The organism is Duganella sp. CF458, assembly GCF_900113115.1.
In the GTDB taxonomy this organism is placed as follows: Bacteria; Pseudomonadota; Gammaproteobacteria; order Burkholderiales; family Burkholderiaceae_D; genus Rugamonas.
In genome coordinates this window covers 98,704-116,237 of the sequence record NZ_FOOF01000005.1, presented here as the reverse complement: position 1 = coordinate 116,237, position 17,534 = coordinate 98,704, and the positions used below count along the sequence as shown (strand labels likewise).

Genomic DNA, 17,534 nt, shown 5'->3' with positions numbered 1-17,534 from the left:
TATGACTGGTTATTTGAAGATGACAGTTCGGTCGCCGTTCAGCAGGATGCGGTGCTCGACGAACCATTTCACAGCGCGCGCCAGCACCACGCACTCGACGTCGCGGCCGATCGCGGTCAGCGCATCCGAATCCATGGCGTGATCGACGCGCTCCACGTCCTGCTCGATGATCGGGCCTTCATCCAGGTCGCCGGTCACGAAGTGGGCGGTGGCGCCGATCAGCTTCACCCCGCGCTTGTGCGCCTGCGCATACGGCTTGGCGCCTTTAAAGCTGGGCAGGAAGGAATGGTGGATATTGATCGCCTTCCCTTTCAGGCGCTCGCACATCGACGGCGACAGGATTTGCATGTAGCGCGCCAGCACCACCAGGTCCACCTTGTGGTTTTCCATCAGTTCAGCGATGCGCGCTTCCTGCGCCAGCTTGGCTTGTTCCGGCGCGCCGCTTGCCAGCGGCAGGTGATGGAAAGGGATGTTGTAGCTGGCCGCCAACTGGTAAAAGTCCATGTGGTTGGACACGATGGCTGGAATCTCGACCGGCAGCAGTCCGCTCTTGTAACGGAACAGCAGGTCGTTCAGGCAGTGTCCGATCTTGGACACCATCAGCATCACCCGCGGCTTGGCGTGCGCATCATGCAGCGCCCATTCCATGCCCATCGACTGTGCGATGTTGGCGAAATCCTGGCGCAACACGGCGTCGCTGACGGCCGCATCCTCGCGCGCAAAGTGCACGCGCATGAAGAAACGTTGCGTTTCCGCGTCACCAAACTGGGCGGAATCGATGATGTTGCAGCCATGTTCAGCCAGGAATCCCGATACACGATGGACGATGCCGCGTTGGTCGTGGCAAGAGAGCGTGAGGATGTATTCTGGGTGATTCATGGCACTTTCAGGTCATGGGCGGGACGGTATTGTCGCATGAACATTGCCACGGCTGGCAAATTCCAGAATAGAATGACCGTACTATTTCTAAAAAAGGAGCAACTATGGAGAACACCCAGTTTCGCCTCGCCGCCCGCCCGGTCGGCTTGCCCAAGGACAGCGACTGGCAAATGACCAAGGAGCCGGTGCGCGAGCTGGCCGACGGTGAAGTGCTGGTCAAGACGCGCTACCTGTCGCTCGACCCCGCCATGCGCGGCTGGATGAACGACGCCAAGTCCTATATCCGCCCGGTCGGTATCGGCGAAGTGATGCGCGCCGGTGGCCTGGGTGAGGTGGTCGCCTCCAGGTCGCCGCGCTTTGCCGTGGGCGACCAGCTTGGCGGCGGCTTCGGCGTGCAGCAATACTGGATCGGCGCCGCCGACGACCGCCATGCCGGCCTGCACAAGATCGACACCCGCCTGGCCCCGCCCACCACCTGGCTCAACACGCTCGGCATGCCCGGCATGACGGCCTACTTCGGCCTGCTGGAAGTGGGCCAGCCGAAAGCCGGCGAAACCGTGGTGGTGTCCGGCGCGGCCGGTGCGGTCGGCCAGACCGTCGGCCAGCTTGCCAAGCAGCTCGGTTGCCGCGTGATCGGCATTGCCGGCGGCAAGGAAAAATGCGACTTCGTGGTCGATGAACTCGGCTTCGACGCCTGCATCGACTACAAGGGCGGCGACGTGCGTGCCGGCCTGAAGGAACACTGTCCAAATGGCGTTGACGTATACTTTGACAACGTTGGTGGCGACATCCTCGACCTCGTTCTCACGCGCATCAACCTGAAGGCCCGCATCGTGGTCTGCGGCGCAATTTCGCAGTACAACAACACGACGGCGGTCAAAGGTCCGGCCAATTACCTGTCCCTGCTGGTGAACCGCGCGCGCATGGAAGGCATGGTCGTGTTCGATTACGCAGACCGTTACCACGTAGCCGTTGCCGCGCTCGGCAAATGGCTGCAGGAAGGCAAGATCAAGAGCCGGGAAGATGTCGTGCAAGGCATCGAAAAATTCCCGCAGGCGCTGACGATGCTGTTCGAAGGCAAGAACTTCGGCAAGCTGGTGCTGCAAGTCGCCTGACGCCCTTCCTGTGGCTCCTTTGGCGCGGCCCAACCGACGCAGCGAAGGAGCCAGCATGAGCCAGCAAAACCAGAACGCCACGGCGAAAGACGCCGTGGCACTCCTCACCTCCGACCACGACAAGGTCAAGAAGCTATTTCGCGAATTTGAAAAATGCGATGCCGCGCACCAGGGCTTGAAGCATGACCTGGCGCAGCAAATTTGCATGGACCTGACCATCCACGCAACGATAGAAGAGGAAATCTTCTATCCTGCCGTGCGCGCCGAAACCGGCGAGCAACAACAAGTCGATGAAGCGCTGGAAGAACACGGCAGCATCAAGGAACTGGTCGAGCACATCCGCGGCATGGCTGCCGGCGACGGCGCGCTCGATGGCGCAGTGCAACAGCTGCGCGCATGCGTGGAACACCACGTTAGCGAAGAAGAACAGGAAATGTTCCCCCAGGTCCGCCAAAGCGATGCCGACCTGGCGGACCTGTGCGCACAGCTGCAAGAGCGCAAGGAAGAACTGGAGCATGACTTCGGCGCTACCCCCGTGCGCGGCAACGACACTGCCGAAGCCGAAGGCGAGCGTTCGGCCACTGGCCAGGCCGGCTCCTGATCGCGCAAAATAGTTTGAACTTTTACCGCAGACCTCCCCTCCAAGCCCAAGAAGCAGCCGCGACGCTGCTTCCGGCCCGGGCCCGCGCCCGGATTCCAAGGCACTGAGGGGAGGTGGATCATGGCGACACAGGACGAGCAGGTCAGGGTCGGCAATGGCAAGCGCGGCTTCGCGGCGATGGATAAGGAAACCCAGCGCATGATTGCCAGCAAGGGTGGCCAGGCCGCGCACCAGAAAGGCACGGCGCATGAATTCACCTCGGAAGAAGCGCGCCGCGCCGGCCAAAAAGGCGGCGAAGTGGTGAGCCGCAACCGCGAGCACATGGCGGAAATCGGGCGCAAAGGCGGCGAGAGCCGGCAGACCGCCCGCCACGGCAACCGGCAAGGGGGGAAAGACGAGCCTGGCTAAGCGCGGAACGCTCAGCGGCCGGGGCCGGGCTGGGCCTCCTGCAGAATGCGCGCCAGCGCTTGCTGGAACAGTTCCGGCTCTTCGATCTGCGGGATATGCCCGGCGCGCGGAATGCGCACGATCTGCGCGCCGGGGATCAGGCGTTGCAGGTTTTCCGCCTGCGACAGGGGTGTGATCGTATCGGTCTCGCCCCACAACAAGGTCACCGGCCAGGTGATCCGGCCATACGCGTCGTGGAAGTCACTGGCGGCATGGCCGCGCCGCGCCAGCAATTCCGGCAGCCAGGCCGCGACGTGCCGGTAGTTGCCTTCCAGCGCCAACGGTTGCCGGTACACCTGCTGCCAGGCAGGCGTGGCTTTCTCTTTTTCGCTGATGAAGTTTTTCAGCAGGGTCTCGGTGTATTCGGGCTTGGTCAGGAATCCGGCCGCCAGCGGCTGGCTGACCCAGCGCCAGCGCAGGATGGACTGCAGCATGCTGTCGCCCTGCTCCTGGGCCTTGTCCAGGCCCAGCGCGGCATCCACCAGCACCAGGGCTTGCACCCTGCCCTCGTCCGGCGTGGACAGCAAGGCTTCCATCAAAGGCGCGGCGCCGAAGGAATGCGCCACGAACACGGCGCGGCGGATGCCGGCATTATCCAGCGCCCTGCGCAATCGTGCCGCCTGCTGCTGCTTGTCATACTCGCCCGATTCCGGCGGAATCGAATAGCCGAACGGCGGCATGTCGAGTGCGACCGCCTGGTAGCCCAGGCTGCTGGCGGTTGCCATCGACGCCCGCCAGGTTTCGCTCCAGGAGCCCGTGCCATGCAGGAAAACCACGGCCGGCGCGTCACGGCTGCCGGAACGCTGCATGAAGATCCGCGCATCGCCGGCATCGACAAACTCGCCGCCTTTCGGAGCCAGCGCTTCGCGATTGCCGGTCTGGCGTGCCTTTGCCTGCCACACGACCAGCGTGCCCCACGCGGCCGAGCCGCCGGCCAGCGCCAGCAGCGCATAGGCCAGCAGGCGCTTAATAGTCATACACGTGTTCGACTTCCACGCCTTGGCGCGGTGCGTCGACCAGGTAGCGTGACAGTGCCGCCACGCGCATCACCAGCGCCACCCGCTTGCGCCCCGGCTCGGTCAGGATCGGCTGTTCGAACAGCACCCGGGTATCCGGCGGCGCCGCGGTGCCCTGCCCCCGCGTCAGCACCGTCACCAGGATCACATCGCTGTTGCCGGCGATATCCTGCAACTGCACGTCCTGCAAACCAAGACGCGTCGCAGCCAGGCGGAAGTCGTAGTAGCGCGGCAGCTCCAGCACCGCACGGCCATCGTCCAGCATGCGCAGCAGCTTGATGTTGGGCTGCTCCGCCAGGTCGTACGGTTCGTGGTCGGCCACCACCTGCGTCGTCATCAAGGCCGGCTCGTAAGCCGCGCGCGTGCCCAGCTTGATCAATTGGCCGTAGACGGCCTTGACCAGGTACTCGGTGGTGAGCGCATAGCGCCGTTCCAGCTTGCGCAGCATGTCGGTGCCGAACAACGGCGTATCCACCCACAGGCCTTTCAGCTTGGCGCCGAAATCGAACAGGTACCACGGTTCCTTGCGGATGAAATCGACGTAGTCCTGCGCCACCCGCGCGCCGTATTCGTCTTCCGGCGTCAGCGCCGAAGCGGTGGCCCAACTGATGCGGCCCAGCGTGTTTTCGTACAGCGAGCGCAGGCTGTACTCCACCGTGGTGCTGCCGCCGATCACGCCGATCATCACGTGATAGCCGGCGTTGCTCGGGTACTTGGCGCGCACCTGTTCCTCGGTCACGGCTGCGTAGCTGGTCCAGATCTGGCCCGCATGCCCGAGGAAGGGGAAATTATGGGCCGGATGTTTCTTCACGTAGCGGGCGTATTCGGCCGGGCTGTGCACCAGGAACCATTCCGGGAACGTCAGGAACGTCTGTTCCACGCTGCGCCGCTGTTCCGGCGCGATCGGGCTCTCGGCCGAACTGGTCAGGCAAGCGGCCAGCAGGCTCAATGCCAGCAAGAGTTTGCGCATATCAGATCCGTTTGAAGGCCATCAGGACGTTCGCCGACGGATCGCCATCCTGCACGATACGTTCACCCGTGTGCTCGAAGCCGGCGGCTTCCACCCGCTTGATCCACTCGTCGACCGATGCGAAGAAGCGCAGCTCCGTCGAATTGACGGCCCATGGCTCGCCCAGGCCGGCGTTGAACACGCAGTGCGCCAGGCTGACGAAATCGTCCATCGTGCGGTCTTTCACGTCGTGGTCGCGCACCACGAAGTAACCGCCGGGGCGCACAATGTTTGCCACCGACGCCAGGAACGGTTCCAGCTTCTGCGGTTCCATATGGTGCAGGCCGACGAAGCAGCTCACCAGGTCGGCGCTTTGTTCCGGCAGTTCGATCGGCGCATAGTCTTTCATGTGCACGAACTTGCCGACCTGCATCAGGCCGCCGCGTTCCACGATGTCCACCGGCGAATAGCCAGGCGCCTTGTCGTGCACCAGCGTCACCTTGCCCCGCAACTTGAGGTGCTTGCGCAGCGCGTTGACGTAACGGCCGGTGGTGCCGATTTCGACGTAATCCCTCAACGGCTGGTCGCCCAGCAGGCGCTTGGCCTGGGTCCCCATCTCTTCCTTCTGCACCACCAGCGAGGGCAGCGCATAGCGCAGCAGCGACAGCGGCGGCGTAATGCCCGGCAGGCCGGCCTGCAAGGCGCGGTAGATCGCTTCCTCGTCGTGGTTTTCGGTGGTCGCCTTGCGGATCAGGGTATGGAATCGGTCTTCCGGGAACAGGTTGAAGATGTTCTGCAGGAAGGCGTAGAACTTGTCCGCCTCGCGCTCGCAGCCATACACGGAATGGAACAGCGAACGGCGCGCGGCTTCGCCGCTCGGGTTCAGGTCCAGCGTCGGCGCATAGTATTTATCCCACAGGGCACCGCGCAGCCGGTAGTCGGGGTCGAGCTCGCGCTTCATTGCAAACAATTCCTTGGCGCGCGGGTAGGCACGGTGGAATTGTTCATGCGTGCCGTGCAGCTGGTATGGCAGGTAGTAGGTGCCGCCGCATTCCAGCACCGCGTCGATCAGTTCGCGCGTCCATACGCCGACACGTTCGCGCGCATTGTCGCGCGTGCGCTGCTTGTGGTACAGCACGAAGGCGAAGGTTTCACCGCGCGCCCACGACAGCAAAGTGCCTGGATCGGACAGCGCATGCCGGATCGAGATATTGATCGTATTGACGCGATGCTTGGCAAGGATGGCCGACATCTTCGGCACGAATTCGTCCATGCGCGTGCAAGGCACGAAATACTCCTGCAGCACATAAGTGCGCTCGGTGCGGCCCAAGGGTTCCAGTTCCGCCGTGTCGTAGCCAGCCTCGTAATTGCGCCAATGGACTTTCTTCTTCCGGTACAGCAGCGGGTCAAGCAGGTATTCGCGGCGCCATTTGCCGAACGGGGATTCGGATACCGACCACAGGAAATACAGTTCCGCCAGGTAGGCGCGGTTCAACGGCTGCAGGCGCGGCTTGTCGGCCGGCAGGTCGGTCACGGTCCAGGTCACGGCGCGCGCACGGTTGTACTGCGGCGGGTACAGGTCCGCATTGTGGAAAGTGATCTCTTTGCGCCCGCGCACATTGACATCGAACCAGGCCGGATAATCCTTGGTCGCCAGCTTCACGCTGCCGCGCTGCACGCGCGTATTCGGCACCAGTTCCAGCTCCGCTTCGGCGATGATGCCGATCGCGCCGTAGCCGCCGATGGCCGCGTAAAACAGTTCGCTGTTCTGCTGCGGGCTCGCTTCGCGCACTTCACCGCTGGCCAGCACCAGCGTGATCGAACGCACCGACAGCACCACCGGGCCCAGCCCCATATAGCGACCGTGGGCATTGACCGACAGCGCGCCGCCAACGGTGAAGTTGGCATAGGTTTGCATGATCTTCACCGACAGCCCGTGCGGGTCGATGAAACTCTGGATATCGCACCAGCGGATGCCGGCCTGCACGCGGATCAGGCGGTCCGCCGGCGAAAACTCGAGCACGCGGTTCATGCCGCGCAGGTCGAGGTGCAGGCTGCCCGGGCTGGCCGTATGGCCGCCCATGCTGAAGTGGCCGCCGCCGATCGAGATCGGCAGGCTGGTCTTGCGCAGTGCGTCCTGCAAATCCGCCGTGGTGCCAGGAGTCGCTACGGCGTAGACATTGATCGGATTGAGCTGGGTAACGTCGTTTACGGTTGGCATAGTCTTACTTTGCGATGTTCACTTGCAGGTAATCGTGGCGCGACAGCGGATCGTCGCCATAACGGTTCTTGCCTTCTCCGCCGCGGCGGCAAAGCAGGAGCAGCACCCAGAGCGGGCCCAGGACAGGGATCAACAGCAAAAGAAGACTCGGGCCGGAGCGGCCGATATCGTGCAGGCGCTGGGTGGAGATGGCCAGCGCGCCCCACGTGAATGCCAGCGCAAACACTGCGGCGCCGGGATCGCCCAGCATCTCGTTGGCGAGCATGCCGAAGGCCAGGCAGACCAGGCCAAGGGCGACGATGCGTGTCAGCCAGGTGCGGCGATTGATGCGCCCCTGGCATCTGAAATATTTTGCTAGCAGTTCCATTTCTTTTCCTACAAAGGACGGGGCGGGCCCGAAAATGGGCTAGCTTAGCAAATCCTCAGAAAGTTGCACAACGGAATTCATATCGGAACACCTATGATCACGCTGGACGCCTTGAACAGGGCGGTCGCCTCGATGCCGGCTTCAAGCTCCATCGACAGTTCGCTGTCGCGCGTGACGGTGGCCGCGATCGTACCGCCGCCGGGCAAGGCCAGCGTCACCTCGGAATTGACGGCCCCAGGCTGCACGCGGCATACGGTGCCGCGCAGTTGATTTCGCGCCGACAGTTTGCCGGTTGCGCCGGTTGCCAGGATGATCGAAGAAGCCTTAACTAAAGCGAAAGCTTCAGTTCCTTCTTGCAAACACAGGCTTTCTGCGCTCTCGTGTGTGATGATTGCAACAATCTCCTGCCCGCCAACAATGCGCAAGACGATTTCGTCGTTGACCGCGCCCGGTTTGATGTTCGCCACGGTTCCCGAGAACTGATTGCGTGCGCTGGTTTTCATTTTCATTGATTGCAACAGGAGGTAATCATCTGCCAACCCTTGCGATTGGCGGCTCAGGTGCTTCATGAACACATTGTGTTCGTATTCGATGCGGCGGAAATTCGCCACCAGTTGCGCGCCGCGCTGCGTGAGCCGCGTGCCGCCACCGCCTTTGCCGCCGGCCGAGCGATCCAGCAGCGGCTCGCCGGCCAGGTTGTTCATCGCATCGATCGCATCCCAGGCAGCCTTGTAGCTCATGCCGATTGCCTTTGCGCCTTGCGTAATCGAGCCATGCTCCGCAATGCTGGCCAGCAGCTCGACACGCTGGTGCCCGCCGAAGTCCTGGCCATCGAGCGTAATCCACACCTCGCCTTGCAGCGCCACCTGCTTTGTCACGGGTTTATTCACTGCTGCCCTCCCCGGCCACGCGGCCATCCGCCATCGTCAATACGTGGCCGCCGAAAGTGGCGGCGTCGTCAGGATCATGCGTAATCAGCAGCATCGGGATATCGAGCCGCCGTTGCAGGCTATCGAGTTCGGCGCGCATGCGTACGCGCAGTGCCGGGTCCAGCGCGGCGAACGGTTCGTCAAGCAGCAGCGCGCCCGGTTCCGCCACCAGTGCGCGCGCCAGCGCCACGCGCTGCCGCTGGCCACCGGACAATTCCGCCGGACGCTGGTGCGCCACTTCGGCCAGGCCGAAAGCTTCCAGCCAATAGCGCACGGCTTCGGACTCCCCGCGCGGGGCCGGATTGAACCAGCCGCGCCGCAGGCCGAAGCCGATGTTCTGCCGCACATTCAGGTGCGGGAACAGCGCATAGTCCTGGAACAAATAGCCGACGCGCCGCTTGCGCGCCGGTACATCGATGCCCGCGCTGCTGTCGAACAGCTTCTGCCCATCCAGTTCAATCACCCCGCTGTCCGGCTTCGACAAGCCGGCAATCGCTTTCAGCAGCTGGCTCTTGCCGGCGCCCGAAGCGCCATAGATCACCACGCGCTTGCTGGCCGACGCGAACTGTACATCAAGCTGGAAGCTGCGCGGACCTGCGTGCAGGGTCTTGCGGATATTCACACTGATCGTCATGCGGCCCCCTGCGCCCGGTTCGGCACCAGCCGGTTCGCCGCCACCAGCACGATCACGCACGTCAGTGAAGTGATGACCACCAGCAGGTTGGCGGTATCGTCCTGCCCTGCCTGCACCGCTTCATACACTGCAATCGACAGCGTCTGCGTCTTGCCCGGAATACTGCCCGCCACCATCAGCGTGGCGCCGAATTCGCCCATCGAGCGGGCGAAGGCCAGCAAGGTGCCGGCCAGTACGCCGCGCCACGCCAGCGGCAGGCTGACGCGCAGGAACACGCCGAGCGGCGGCACGCCAAGCACGCGCGCAGCCTGCTCCAATTGCACGTCAACGGCTTCAAAGGCCGACCGTGCGCCTTTCAGCACCAGCGGGAAAGCCACCACACCCGCCGCAATCACCGCGCCCTGCCAGGTGAAAATCAGGTTGATGCCGAAGTGCTGCTGCAGCCAGTGCCCGATCGGACCATTGCGGCCGATCAGCACCAGCAGGTAATAGCCCAATACCGTCGGCGGCATCACCATCGGCAGGGTGAGCAAGGCATCGAGCAGGTCACGGCCGGGAAAGCGGCCACGCGCCAACAGGTAGCCGAAGCCGACACCCAGCACCAGGTCGATCAAGGTGGCCCACAACGCCACCTTCAGTGACAGGCCAAGGGCAATCAGCGCAGCATCCATCGCTTTATGGTTTTCCGAATCCGAAGCGCGCCAGGATGGCCTGGCCGCCCGGCGACAAGATGAACTCCGCAAAGGCGCGAGCGCCGGCCGCATTCGGTGCATCCTTGATCACTGCCAGCGGATAGGTAATGGGCGTCGTGGTCGGCACCACCATCGCCGCGCGCACCTTTTCCGCCTGCGAGGCGACGTCGGTCTGGTACACCAACCCTGCTTCGACTTCGCCGCGCGCGATGTAATCGAGGCTCTGGCGCACATTGGTGCCGAACACGAACTTCGGCTCCAGCTCACCCCACAGCCCCACTTTTTCCAGTGCCGCCTTGGTGTAGCGGCCTACCGGCACGCTGGCCGGATTGCCTGTGGTCAGGCGCTGGACGGCCGGCTGGCGCAGGTCGGACAGCGTGCGCAAGTCGAGCTTGCTGCCGAATGGCACGGCCACCACCAGGCGATTGCTGGCAAAGTCGCGGCGGCTGCCCGGCGCCACGTGCGGCTGCGCCTTGTCCATCGCCTCCTGGTCGGCGGAGGCGAACACGTCGACCGGTGCGCCTTTGGCAATCTGGGCCACCAGCGCGTCGGAAGCAGCGAAGTTCAGCAGCACCTTGTCGCCCGGATGGGCAGCTTCGAAGGCTGCGGCGGCCTCACGGAAAGCGTTGTTGAGACTGGCTGCGGCGGAGACAGTGATATCAGCGGCAGCGGCGGCGCCAGCGGCGCACAACAGCACGACAGCGGTGATACGTTTCATCAGCATTCCTTTCCAAAAGCGCAATATACACGATTATACAGCGCAAGGTTTTTTGAATAGTCCTATAATTTCAGGAAATACTGAAAATTCAAAAACTCAAGGAAGTAGATCAAGCAATGGTAAACCTGAGCCCTCTCGCGCAAAAATTCATCCTCCACTTTGGCGAAATGGGCAGCCGCTGGGGGATCAACCGCACTGTCGGGCAGATCTATGCCCTGCTCTACGTCAGCAACCGCCCGTTGAACGCCGACGAAATTGCCGAACACCTGGAGTTCTCGCGTTCCAACGTTTCCATGGGACTGAAGGAGCTGCAATCCTGGCGCCTGGTCAAGCTGCTGCACCAGCCGAACGACCGCCGCGAATATTTCGAACCGCCGAAAGACGTATGGGACATCTTCAAGGCCTTGCTGGAAGAGCGCCGCCGCCGCGAAGTGGAACCGACCTTGTCGATGCTGCGCGACGCCATGCTGGAATCCGCCGCCACCGCGGAAGACCGCTATGCCCAGGAACGCATGCGTGAAATGTATGAACTGATCGAGCTTTCCAGCTCCTGGTTCGACGATGTGCAGCGCCTGTCGCCGGACACCCTGGCCTCGCTCATGAAAATGGGCTCCACCGTCAAGAAGCTGCTCGACGTCGGCGACGCCGTGCGCGGCAAGTTCCGCTCCAGCCGCGACGAGGCTGGACAGGATAGCAAGTGAAGCCCCCCGGCCGCCGCAGCCTGGCGTTGGCGCTCACGATCGCGCTGGCAGTGAAGGCCGTGCTGCTGTACGGCCTGTGGTACGCCTTTTTCTCGCATCCCCAAACCAAGAAAATGCGGTTGCCGACCGGGCAGGTGGAGCAGCATCTGCTCGCCGCGCCCGCGCCAACCCTTAACGAAAAGGTGAATGATGGCACCCATCGATGAAGTTGTTGCCCTGTCCCGGCTGCAGTTCGGGCTCACGGCCCTATACCATTTCCTGTTTGTCCCGCTGACGCTGGGACTGTCCTGGATCCTGGTCATCATGGAATCGGTCTATGTGATGACCGGCCGCGAAATCTATCGCGACATGACCAAGTTCTGGGGCAAGCTGTTCGGCATTAACTTTGCCATGGGTGTCACCACCGGCATCACGCTGGAATTCCAGTTCGGCACCAACTGGGCCTACTACTCCCACTACGTGGGCGATATCTTCGGTACGCCGTTGGCGATCGAAGGCATGATGGCCTTCTTCCTCGAATCGACCTTTGTCGGCCTGTTCTTCTTCGGATGGGACAAGCTGTCCAGGCGCCAGCACTTGTTCGTCACCTTCCTGGTGGCGCTAGGCTCCAGCCTGTCCGCGCTGTGGATCCTGATCGCCAACGGCTGGATGAACCACCCGGTCGGCGCGCAATTCAACTACGAGACCATGCGCATGGAGCTGACCAGCATCAGCGAAGTGATCTTCAACCCGGTGGCCCAGGTAAAGTTCGTGCACACCGTGGCGGCGGGCTACGTGACGGCCTCGATGTTCGTGCTTGGCGTCTCGGCCTGGTATTTGCTGAAGGCGCGCGACGTGGCCTTTGCCCTGCGCTCGTTCGCCATTGCCGCCGGCTTTGGCCTGGCCTCGACCCTGTCCGTCATCGTGCTGGGCGACGAATCCGGCTACACGGCGGGTGAAGTGAACAAGGTCAAGCTGGCGGCGATTGAAGCCGAATGGCATACGGAGGCGGCGCCTGCCGGCATCACGGTCTTCGGCCTGCCGAACGACAAGGAGCAGCGCACCGACTATGCCGTGAAAATTCCTTACGTGCTGGGCCTGATCGCAACGCGCTCGGTCGACAAGCAAGTTACCGGCATCAAGGAATTGAAGGACGAGCACGAAATCCGCATCCGCAACGGCATGAAGGCCTACGCCGCGTTGACCCGCCTCAAATCGGGCGACAAGTCGCCGCAAGCGGTGGCAGCCTTCAAGGCCCTGCAGGACGACCTGGGCTACGGCCTGCTGCTGAAGAAATACACGCCGAATGTGATAGACGCCACCGATGCGCAGATCAGGATGGCGGTGGACGATACCATTCCCAAGGTGGCCCCGTTATTCTGGGCTTTCCGCGGCATGGTGGGCTTGGGCATCGCCTTCCTGTTCATCTTCGGCGCCGCGTTCTACTTCCTGGTCCGCCAGCGCCTGGCCCCGCAACGCTGGCTGCTCAAGCTGGCCGTGTTCGCGATTCCACTGCCGTGGATAGCGGCGGAGCTGGGCTGGATAGTGGCGGAATACGGCCGCCAGCCATGGACGATTGCCGGCATCTTGCCGACGCACCTGTCGGCCTCCAACATCCAGCCATCGAACCTGTATTTCAGCCTGGCCGGCTTCGCCCTGTTCTACACGGTGCTGCTTGTCATTGAAATGAAGCTGATGTTCAAGTACGCCCGTCTCGGCCCGAGCGCCCTGCACACCGGCAAATACCACTGGGAGCAGCAATCATGATCTTCGATTACGAAACCTATAAGGTGATCTGGTGGTGCTTCGTCGCCGTGCTGCTGCTCGGCTTTGCGTTGACCGACGGCTTCGACTTCGGCGTCGGCATGTCGCTGCCTTTCCTCGGCAAGGACGACACCGAACGCCGCGTCATCATCAACACCATCGGCCCAACCTGGGAAGGTAACCAGACCTGGTTCATCGCCGCCGGCGGCACGCTGTTTGCGGCCTGGCCGCTGGTCTATGCCGCCGCATTCTCCAGCTTGTACATTGCCCTAATCGTCGCCTTGTTCGCCCTGTTCTTCCGCCCGGTGGGCTTCGATTACCGCAGCAAGATCGCGGACCCACGCTGGCGCAACACCTGGGACTGGGGCCTGTTCATTGGCGGCTTCGTGCCGCCGCTGATCTTCGGTATCGGCATGGGCAATGTGCTGCAAGGCATACCGTTCCGCTATGACGACCTGCTGCGCCTTGAATATACCGGCAACTTCTTCCAGTTGCTGAATCCGTTCGGCCTGCTTTCCGGCGCACTGGCCGTCGCCATGCTGGCCATGCATGGCGCCACCTTCCTGCACCAGAAAACGGAAGGCGTGATCGCCGGCCGCGCGCGCCGCATGGCGATGGCCGCCGCAGCGCTGACCATCGTCTTGTTCGCCGCCGCCGGCGTATGGGCCGCCACCTCCCTGCCCGGCTACCGCATCACCGCCATGCCCGATGCCGGTACTGCCTTCATGCCGCCGGCGAAAACGGTCATCGTTGCCGCCGGCGCCTGGATGGACAATTACTCGCGCTGGCCCCTGACGCTGGCCTTCCCCGCCGCAGCCGTCCTCGGCGCCGCGCTGGCGATCGTGCTCAGTGCCGCGCGCCGCACGATTGCAGCTTTCCTTGCCAGCGGCATAAGCGTGGCCGGCATCCTGCTCACTGCCGGAAGCGCCATGTTCCCCTTTGTGCTGCCATCCTCGCTGATGCCTTCGCACAGCCTGACCGCGTGGGACGCCGTTTCCAGTCACAAGACGCTGGCCGTGATGTTCTGGGTGGTAGTGGTCATGCTGCCGATTATCGTGATGTACACAAGCTGGGTCTACCGGGTGGTGCGCGGCAAAGTGACCGCGGAGCACATCCAGGAAAACCAACACACCGCTTATTGAAAGGAATCAGCCATGTGGTACTTCACCTGGATCCTCGGCATCTGCGTTGCCGTCTTCGCCGCCATCATCAACGTGATGTGGCTGGAAGCCAACTACGCTTTCGGCGAACGCAATGAAGACCTGACCCGCTCGCGCTTCGAGTCCGCCCGCGATGCCGAGAAATAGCCGAGCTCAGGCCAGCCTGAGCACTTCCGGATAAGCCGGCCGCGCCTCTTCGTGGAAAAGATCGCCTAGATAAAGCGCCAGGTCGGCCTCCTCGACATCATGGGGGATGACGAAATCGGCCGGGCGGCGCTTGCCGTCCGAACCTGGATGGAAGGCAGCCCACTGGCCGCCCAGGCGCTCGATATGGATGCGCGTCCCGAATACATTGAACTTCAACGACATTCAAAGCTCCTCGATGTGTAAGGTGCCCGACTGGAGCGGGCGCACGAGGATATTGTACACATCGATGTCGAAACTTACTGCCGCGGCGCGCGGCTTGTCGACGCCGAGATAGCACCAGCGATCGACAATGGCACGCTGGCACAGGCCTGCCGATTCTTCGACGATTGCCAGCGCCCCTGCGAACGGCCAGCGTGTCACGCGCAACGGCTCCAACGCCAGTCTCACTCGCGCCGCGTGGTCGGCTGCCGACTCTTCGCCGGTACAGGCGCCCTTGCAGCGTGCCACTTGCCGCGCAAAACATGGCCGCCCCGGCATGCCCTTCTCCAGCCCCGTCGCCACCGCGCACAGCTCCCGTACGTGCACCACGTCGCGCAGCGCTTCGATGGCAGCCTTCTTGCTGCCGAACAGGCCATAAAGCTGCTCGGCCAGCGCAAAGTCCACCTCGCGCGCGAAGACAATCTCGGGCTGGTCGCCAGCCATGCTGATCGAGCACATCTCCCGCAAGCGTCGCAACTTGGAATTGAAGACCGGCTGATGTTGCTTGACCAGTTCCGATTCGCGCAGCAAGGCGCCAATCTCGCCGCCTGTGCGCTCGAAATCGATGGTGGCGGCGCGCGCCAGCATCTGCATCTCCTCCGCCGTGCGCATATGCGACAGCACCCGCGTGCGGATGTTGACGCTCTTGCCAATGTAGACCGGCTTGCCGGAGGCGTCGCGGAAAATGTATACGCCCGGCAGCGACGGCAAGGCATCGATGCATTCTCTTGGGATGTGGGCGGGATAGCTGAAGTTCAAAACGGGGTCGCTGACCACCAGCAGTCCCACCGAATTGACGTGGGTGCGCATGCGGGCATGATACCATTCGGCCCGCCATGAAATACCTCAGCGCTTACTCAGAACAGACACTCTCCCAAGTCCGCCAGGTGATGGACCAGGGCCGCCTCGGCGACGTGCTGCTGCAACGTTATCCGAAAGCCCACGAAATCCGCAATGACCGCGCGCTGTACGACTACGTCCAGGATTTGCGCAACGAGTTCCTGCGCAATGCAGCGCCGATCGACAAGGTGGCCTTCGACAGCAAGATCCACGTGATCAACCACGCGCTTGGCCTGCACACCTCCGTGTCACGCGTCCAGGGCGGCAAGCTGAAAGCCAAGCACGAGATCCGCGTCGCGACGATGTTCAGGGACGTGCCGCTGGAATTCCTGCGGATGATCGCGGTGCACGAACTGGCCCACGTAAAAGAAAAACAACACGACAAGGCATTCTACAAACTGTGTACCTATATGGAGCCGAACTACCACCAGTACGAGTTCGACACCCGCCTCTACCTGACGCACCTCGACGCGTCGGGAAAAAAGCTCTGGCCCTAGCCGCGCAGGCTTTGTACCAGCGCCACTGGAGAAGCGTTCACGCGCACCAGGGCCGCATGCTGAGGCTTGATGAAGCCTTCGTCACGGGCGTGTTCGATGAATCCCACCAGCTTGTCGTAGAAACCGTCCACGTTCAACAGGCCTACCGGCTTGCTGTGGATGCCGAGCTGCGACCAGGTCAGCATCTCGAACAGTTCTTCCAGCGTGCCCATGCCGCCCGGCATGGCGATAAAGCCATCCGACAACTGCGCCATCATGGCTTTGCGCTCGTGCATATCCTTGACGATGAACTGGCGGGTCAGGCCGGTGTGGCCGACTTCGCGCTCGACCAGCGCGGTCGGGATCACGCCCGTTACCTCGCCGCCCAGGCGCAGCACCTCGTCGGCGATCACGCCCATCAGGCCCACATTGCCGCCGCCGTACACCAGCGCCAGGTTCTGCTCCACCAGCGCCGCTGCCAGCGCGCGCGCCTGTTCGGCGTAACGAGGGGAAGCGCCGGCATTGGCGCCGCAATACACGCAAATCGATTTCATTTGAGCTTCTTCAGGTATTCTTCGGACAGTTTCTGGAACAGCAGATGGGTCTCGCCGCGCAGGTATGGACCGATCTGGGACAGCACCTGGTAGCAGCCACGCGCCAGCGCATCGGCCATCGATTGCTGCTCGGAGTACTTGCGCGGGTTGCGCACGTATTCGTAGGACAGCCAATACGTCGCCACCACCACCATATTCACCGACATCGCATCGATCGCCATGTCGCTGGCTTCCAGCGAGCCTTCGCTGCGCAGGTCCAGGCACAGGTTGCGCGCCACCTTGATCTTGTGCGCCAGCAGTTCCTTGAATTCCAGTTCCAGCTTGCGGTTGCGCGACAGCAGGTCGTTCAGGTCGCGGTAAAAGAAGCGGTAGCGCCAGATCAATTCAAACATCAGGTGCAGGTACAGCCACACGTCCTCGACGTTCGAACGGCGCCCGCTCGGCACCTGCAGCATGCGCTCCGCTTCGGCCTTGAACTGGACGAAGATGGAATTGACGATGTCGTCCTTGTTCCTGAAATGGTAATAGAGGTTCCCCGGGGAGATATTCATCTCCTCGGCGATAACGGTGGTCGTGATATTTGGCTCGCCGAACTCGTTAAACAAGCGCAGCGAGAGTTCCAGGATGCGTTCGCGGGTTCGTCTTGGCGCTTTTTGTAGCATAACAGGGGGGCTCTATTGTTTCCCCTGCAAGGATATCACTATTAGAAGTTTTCCAGAAGTTACGCTTTTTTCGTTGTGGCCTTTTTGACTGGCTTTTTCACCAACGCTTTCAATTCTTCGACCTGGCGGCTCAGTTCCTCCATCCGTTCGATCAGGGCGTTGATGTCCTGCCGCATCGGCACGCCGATCGAATCCAGTGCACGGGTTACCCGCTCTTCGAACACTTTTTCCAGTGAATTGACTGTTTCGCGCACATGGACGGCACGGTCGCCTTCGACGGCGCGGGCGCGTTTTTGCAGGTCCGTGAAGGCCCCCAGGCCGGCTTTCCAGATTTCCTGCGCCGATTCGCGTACTGCCTTGGTCAGCCGTTCTTCGCTTTCCTCAAACGATTTCGTCTTTTTGCCCATGGCGGCGGCTCCTCTATT

At 62.4% G+C, this 17,534-nt stretch carries 23 protein-coding genes; 9 read left to right on the top strand and 14 right to left on the bottom strand.

What is annotated here, in order from left to right:
- Positions 1 to 9: 9 nt before the first annotated feature.
- Positions 10 to 879 (bottom strand): formyltetrahydrofolate deformylase, encoded by an 870-nt coding sequence (purU, locus tag BM269_RS09325; protein WP_090436748.1) that lies wholly within the window; start codon positions 877 to 879, stop codon positions 10 to 12.
- A 104-nt stretch (positions 880 to 983) separates the two neighbouring features.
- On the opposite strand from purU, the gene BM269_RS09320 reads away from it, so the two are divergent.
- The 3 genes from BM269_RS09320 (at position 984) to BM269_RS09310 (ending at position 3,003) form a co-directional block, all read left to right on the top strand.
- The gene (locus BM269_RS09320) at positions 984 to 1,994 is read left to right on the top strand and encodes an NADP-dependent oxidoreductase (RefSeq protein WP_090436747.1); all 1,011 of its coding nucleotides are present in this window, start codon (positions 984 to 986) and stop codon (positions 1,992 to 1,994) included.
- A gap of 55 nt (positions 1,995 to 2,049) precedes the next feature.
- The gene (locus BM269_RS09315; RefSeq protein ID WP_090436746.1) at positions 2,050 to 2,595 is read left to right on the top strand and encodes a hemerythrin domain-containing protein; all 546 of its coding nucleotides are present in this window, start codon (positions 2,050 to 2,052) and stop codon (positions 2,593 to 2,595) included.
- Positions 2,596 to 2,715: 120 nt separating this feature from the next.
- Complete coding sequence (locus tag BM269_RS09310) at positions 2,716 to 3,003, top strand: KGG domain-containing protein (protein WP_229204565.1); 288 nt, start codon at positions 2,716 to 2,718, stop codon at positions 3,001 to 3,003.
- An 11-nt stretch (positions 3,004 to 3,014) separates the two neighbouring features.
- On the opposite strand, the gene BM269_RS09305 is transcribed toward BM269_RS09310, so the two are convergent.
- From BM269_RS09305 to modA, 8 genes are all read right to left on the bottom strand, one after another.
- Positions 3,015 to 4,019 carry an alpha/beta fold hydrolase gene (locus tag BM269_RS09305; RefSeq protein ID WP_090436745.1) on the bottom strand — a complete coding sequence of 335 codons (1,005 nt, stop codon included), beginning with the start codon at positions 4,017 to 4,019 and terminating at the stop codon, positions 3,015 to 3,017.
- Positions 4,009 to 5,028: a hypothetical protein gene (locus BM269_RS09300; RefSeq protein WP_090436744.1), complete on the bottom strand. Its 1,020-nt coding sequence runs from the start codon at positions 5,026 to 5,028 to the stop codon at positions 4,009 to 4,011. Before BM269_RS09300 ends, BM269_RS09305 begins: the two co-directional genes overlap by 11 nt.
- A 1-nt stretch (position 5,029) precedes the next feature.
- Positions 5,030 to 7,228 carry an FAD-binding protein gene (locus BM269_RS09295; RefSeq protein ID WP_090436743.1) on the bottom strand — a complete coding sequence of 733 codons (2,199 nt, stop codon included), beginning with the start codon at positions 7,226 to 7,228 and terminating at the stop codon, positions 5,030 to 5,032.
- A 4-nt stretch (positions 7,229 to 7,232) separates the two neighbouring features.
- Positions 7,233 to 7,595 carry a DUF805 domain-containing protein gene (locus tag BM269_RS09290; RefSeq protein ID WP_090436742.1) on the bottom strand — a complete coding sequence of 121 codons (363 nt, stop codon included), beginning with the start codon at positions 7,593 to 7,595 and terminating at the stop codon, positions 7,233 to 7,235.
- 77 nt (positions 7,596 to 7,672) lie between these two features.
- Positions 7,673 to 8,485 (bottom strand): TOBE domain-containing protein, encoded by an 813-nt coding sequence (locus tag BM269_RS09285; protein WP_229204564.1) that lies wholly within the window; start codon positions 8,483 to 8,485, stop codon positions 7,673 to 7,675.
- A complete protein-coding gene (locus BM269_RS09280) occupies positions 8,478 to 9,158 on the bottom strand; it encodes a sulfate/molybdate ABC transporter ATP-binding protein (protein WP_090436740.1) in 681 nt (226 codons plus the stop codon). Before BM269_RS09280 ends, BM269_RS09285 begins: the two co-directional genes overlap by 8 nt.
- The gene (gene modB / locus BM269_RS09275) at positions 9,155 to 9,829 is read right to left on the bottom strand and encodes a molybdate ABC transporter permease subunit (protein ID WP_090436739.1); all 675 of its coding nucleotides are present in this window, start codon (positions 9,827 to 9,829) and stop codon (positions 9,155 to 9,157) included. Before modB ends, BM269_RS09280 begins: the two co-directional genes overlap by 4 nt.
- A gap of 4 nt (positions 9,830 to 9,833) precedes the next feature.
- Positions 9,834 to 10,574: a molybdate ABC transporter substrate-binding protein gene (gene modA / locus BM269_RS09270; protein WP_090436738.1), complete on the bottom strand. Its 741-nt coding sequence runs from the start codon at positions 10,572 to 10,574 to the stop codon at positions 9,834 to 9,836.
- Positions 10,575 to 10,684: 110 nt separating this feature from the next.
- On the opposite strand from modA, the gene BM269_RS09265 reads away from it, so the two are divergent.
- The 5 genes from BM269_RS09265 to cydX are packed head-to-tail and all read left to right on the top strand — an operon-like array spanning position 10,685 to position 14,319.
- Complete coding sequence (locus BM269_RS09265) at positions 10,685 to 11,269, top strand: GbsR/MarR family transcriptional regulator (RefSeq protein WP_090436737.1); 585 nt, start codon at positions 10,685 to 10,687, stop codon at positions 11,267 to 11,269.
- Complete coding sequence (cydP, locus tag BM269_RS09260) at positions 11,266 to 11,475, top strand: cytochrome oxidase putative small subunit CydP (protein WP_090436736.1); 210 nt, start codon at positions 11,266 to 11,268, stop codon at positions 11,473 to 11,475. Before BM269_RS09265 ends, cydP begins: the two co-directional genes overlap by 4 nt.
- Positions 11,459 to 13,015 (top strand): cytochrome ubiquinol oxidase subunit I, encoded by a 1,557-nt coding sequence (locus BM269_RS09255; RefSeq protein ID WP_090436944.1) that lies wholly within the window; start codon positions 11,459 to 11,461, stop codon positions 13,013 to 13,015. The genes cydP and BM269_RS09255 overlap by 17 nt, the downstream gene beginning before the upstream one ends.
- Positions 13,012 to 14,154: a cytochrome d ubiquinol oxidase subunit II gene (gene cydB / locus BM269_RS09250; protein ID WP_090436735.1), complete on the top strand. Its 1,143-nt coding sequence runs from the start codon at positions 13,012 to 13,014 to the stop codon at positions 14,152 to 14,154. Before BM269_RS09255 ends, cydB begins: the two co-directional genes overlap by 4 nt.
- Positions 14,155 to 14,166: 12 nt before the next feature.
- A complete protein-coding gene (cydX, locus tag BM269_RS09245; RefSeq protein ID WP_090436734.1) occupies positions 14,167 to 14,319 on the top strand; it encodes a cytochrome bd-I oxidase subunit CydX in 153 nt (50 codons plus the stop codon).
- Between the two features lie 6 nt (positions 14,320 to 14,325).
- On the opposite strand, the gene BM269_RS09240 is transcribed toward cydX, so the two are convergent.
- Both BM269_RS09240 and BM269_RS09235 read right to left on the bottom strand, forming a co-directional pair.
- Positions 14,326 to 14,541, bottom strand: coding sequence for a DUF7661 family protein (locus tag BM269_RS09240; RefSeq protein ID WP_090436733.1), 216 nt, complete (start codon positions 14,539 to 14,541; stop codon positions 14,326 to 14,328).
- Positions 14,542 to 15,387, bottom strand: coding sequence for a hypothetical protein (locus BM269_RS09235; protein ID WP_090436732.1), 846 nt, complete (start codon positions 15,385 to 15,387; stop codon positions 14,542 to 14,544). It lies immediately after the preceding gene.
- Positions 15,388 to 15,413: 26 nt separating this feature from the next.
- Here BM269_RS09235 and BM269_RS09230 point away from each other — a divergent pair, with 26 nt between their 5' ends.
- Positions 15,414 to 15,914: a YgjP-like metallopeptidase domain-containing protein gene (locus BM269_RS09230; protein ID WP_090436731.1), complete on the top strand. Its 501-nt coding sequence runs from the start codon at positions 15,414 to 15,416 to the stop codon at positions 15,912 to 15,914.
- Here BM269_RS09230 and BM269_RS09225 read toward each other — a convergent pair.
- From BM269_RS09225 to BM269_RS09215, 3 genes are read right to left on the bottom strand one after another with little or no spacing between them, the layout of a single operon-like run.
- Positions 15,911 to 16,447 (bottom strand): LOG family protein, encoded by a 537-nt coding sequence (locus BM269_RS09225; RefSeq protein ID WP_090436730.1) that lies wholly within the window; start codon positions 16,445 to 16,447, stop codon positions 15,911 to 15,913. The genes BM269_RS09230 and BM269_RS09225 overlap by 4 nt on opposite strands.
- Entirely contained in the window at positions 16,444 to 17,109 is a 666-nt protein-coding gene (locus BM269_RS09220) for a TetR/AcrR family transcriptional regulator (protein WP_057263337.1), read from the bottom strand. The genes BM269_RS09225 and BM269_RS09220 overlap by 4 nt, the downstream gene beginning before the upstream one ends.
- A gap of 59 nt (positions 17,110 to 17,168) precedes the next feature.
- Entirely contained in the window at positions 17,169 to 17,516 is a 348-nt protein-coding gene (locus BM269_RS09215; protein WP_090436729.1) for a phasin family protein, read from the bottom strand.
- Between the last annotated feature and the right edge of the window lie 18 nt (positions 17,517 to 17,534).

Bases quoted from the DNA above. Each gene is read 5' to 3' on its own strand.
- BM269_RS09265 (WP_090436737.1), top strand. From the start codon at position 10,685: ATGGTAAACCTGAGCCCTCTCGCGCAAAAATTCATCCTCCACTTTGGC.
- BM269_RS09295 (WP_090436743.1), bottom strand. From the start codon at position 7,228: ATGCCAACCGTAAACGACGTTACCCAGCTCAATCCGATCAATGTCTAC.
- BM269_RS09300 (WP_090436744.1), bottom strand. From the start codon at position 5,028: ATGCGCAAACTCTTGCTGGCATTGAGCCTGCTGGCCGCTTGCCTGACC.
- BM269_RS09315 (WP_090436746.1), top strand. From the start codon at position 2,050: ATGAGCCAGCAAAACCAGAACGCCACGGCGAAAGACGCCGTGGCACTC.
- BM269_RS09305 (WP_090436745.1), bottom strand. From the start codon at position 4,019: ATGACTATTAAGCGCCTGCTGGCCTATGCGCTGCTGGCGCTGGCCGGC.
- BM269_RS09235 (WP_090436732.1), bottom strand. From the start codon at position 15,387: ATGCGCACCCACGTCAATTCGGTGGGACTGCTGGTGGTCAGCGACCCC.
- cydX (WP_090436734.1), top strand. From the start codon at position 14,167: ATGTGGTACTTCACCTGGATCCTCGGCATCTGCGTTGCCGTCTTCGCC.
- BM269_RS09215 (WP_090436729.1), bottom strand. From the start codon at position 17,516: ATGGGCAAAAAGACGAAATCGTTTGAGGAAAGCGAAGAACGGCTGACC.
- BM269_RS09255 (WP_090436944.1), top strand. From the start codon at position 11,459: ATGGCACCCATCGATGAAGTTGTTGCCCTGTCCCGGCTGCAGTTCGGG.
- BM269_RS09225 (WP_090436730.1), bottom strand. From the start codon at position 16,447: ATGAAATCGATTTGCGTGTATTGCGGCGCCAATGCCGGCGCTTCCCCT.
- BM269_RS09220 (WP_057263337.1), bottom strand. From the start codon at position 17,109: ATGCTACAAAAAGCGCCAAGACGAACCCGCGAACGCATCCTGGAACTC.
- BM269_RS09230 (WP_090436731.1), top strand. From the start codon at position 15,414: ATGAAATACCTCAGCGCTTACTCAGAACAGACACTCTCCCAAGTCCGC.
- BM269_RS09280 (WP_090436740.1), bottom strand. From the start codon at position 9,158: ATGACGATCAGTGTGAATATCCGCAAGACCCTGCACGCAGGTCCGCGC.
- BM269_RS09310 (WP_229204565.1), top strand. From the start codon at position 2,716: ATGGCGACACAGGACGAGCAGGTCAGGGTCGGCAATGGCAAGCGCGGC.
- BM269_RS09320 (WP_090436747.1), top strand. From the start codon at position 984: ATGGAGAACACCCAGTTTCGCCTCGCCGCCCGCCCGGTCGGCTTGCCC.
- cydB (WP_090436735.1), top strand. From the start codon at position 13,012: ATGATCTTCGATTACGAAACCTATAAGGTGATCTGGTGGTGCTTCGTC.
- BM269_RS09290 (WP_090436742.1), bottom strand. From the start codon at position 7,595: ATGGAACTGCTAGCAAAATATTTCAGATGCCAGGGGCGCATCAATCGC.
- BM269_RS09240 (WP_090436733.1), bottom strand. From the start codon at position 14,541: ATGTCGTTGAAGTTCAATGTATTCGGGACGCGCATCCATATCGAGCGC.
- modA (WP_090436738.1), bottom strand. From the start codon at position 10,574: ATGCTGATGAAACGTATCACCGCTGTCGTGCTGTTGTGCGCCGCTGGC.
- purU (WP_090436748.1), bottom strand. From the start codon at position 879: ATGAATCACCCAGAATACATCCTCACGCTCTCTTGCCACGACCAACGC.
- modB (WP_090436739.1), bottom strand. From the start codon at position 9,829: ATGGATGCTGCGCTGATTGCCCTTGGCCTGTCACTGAAGGTGGCGTTG.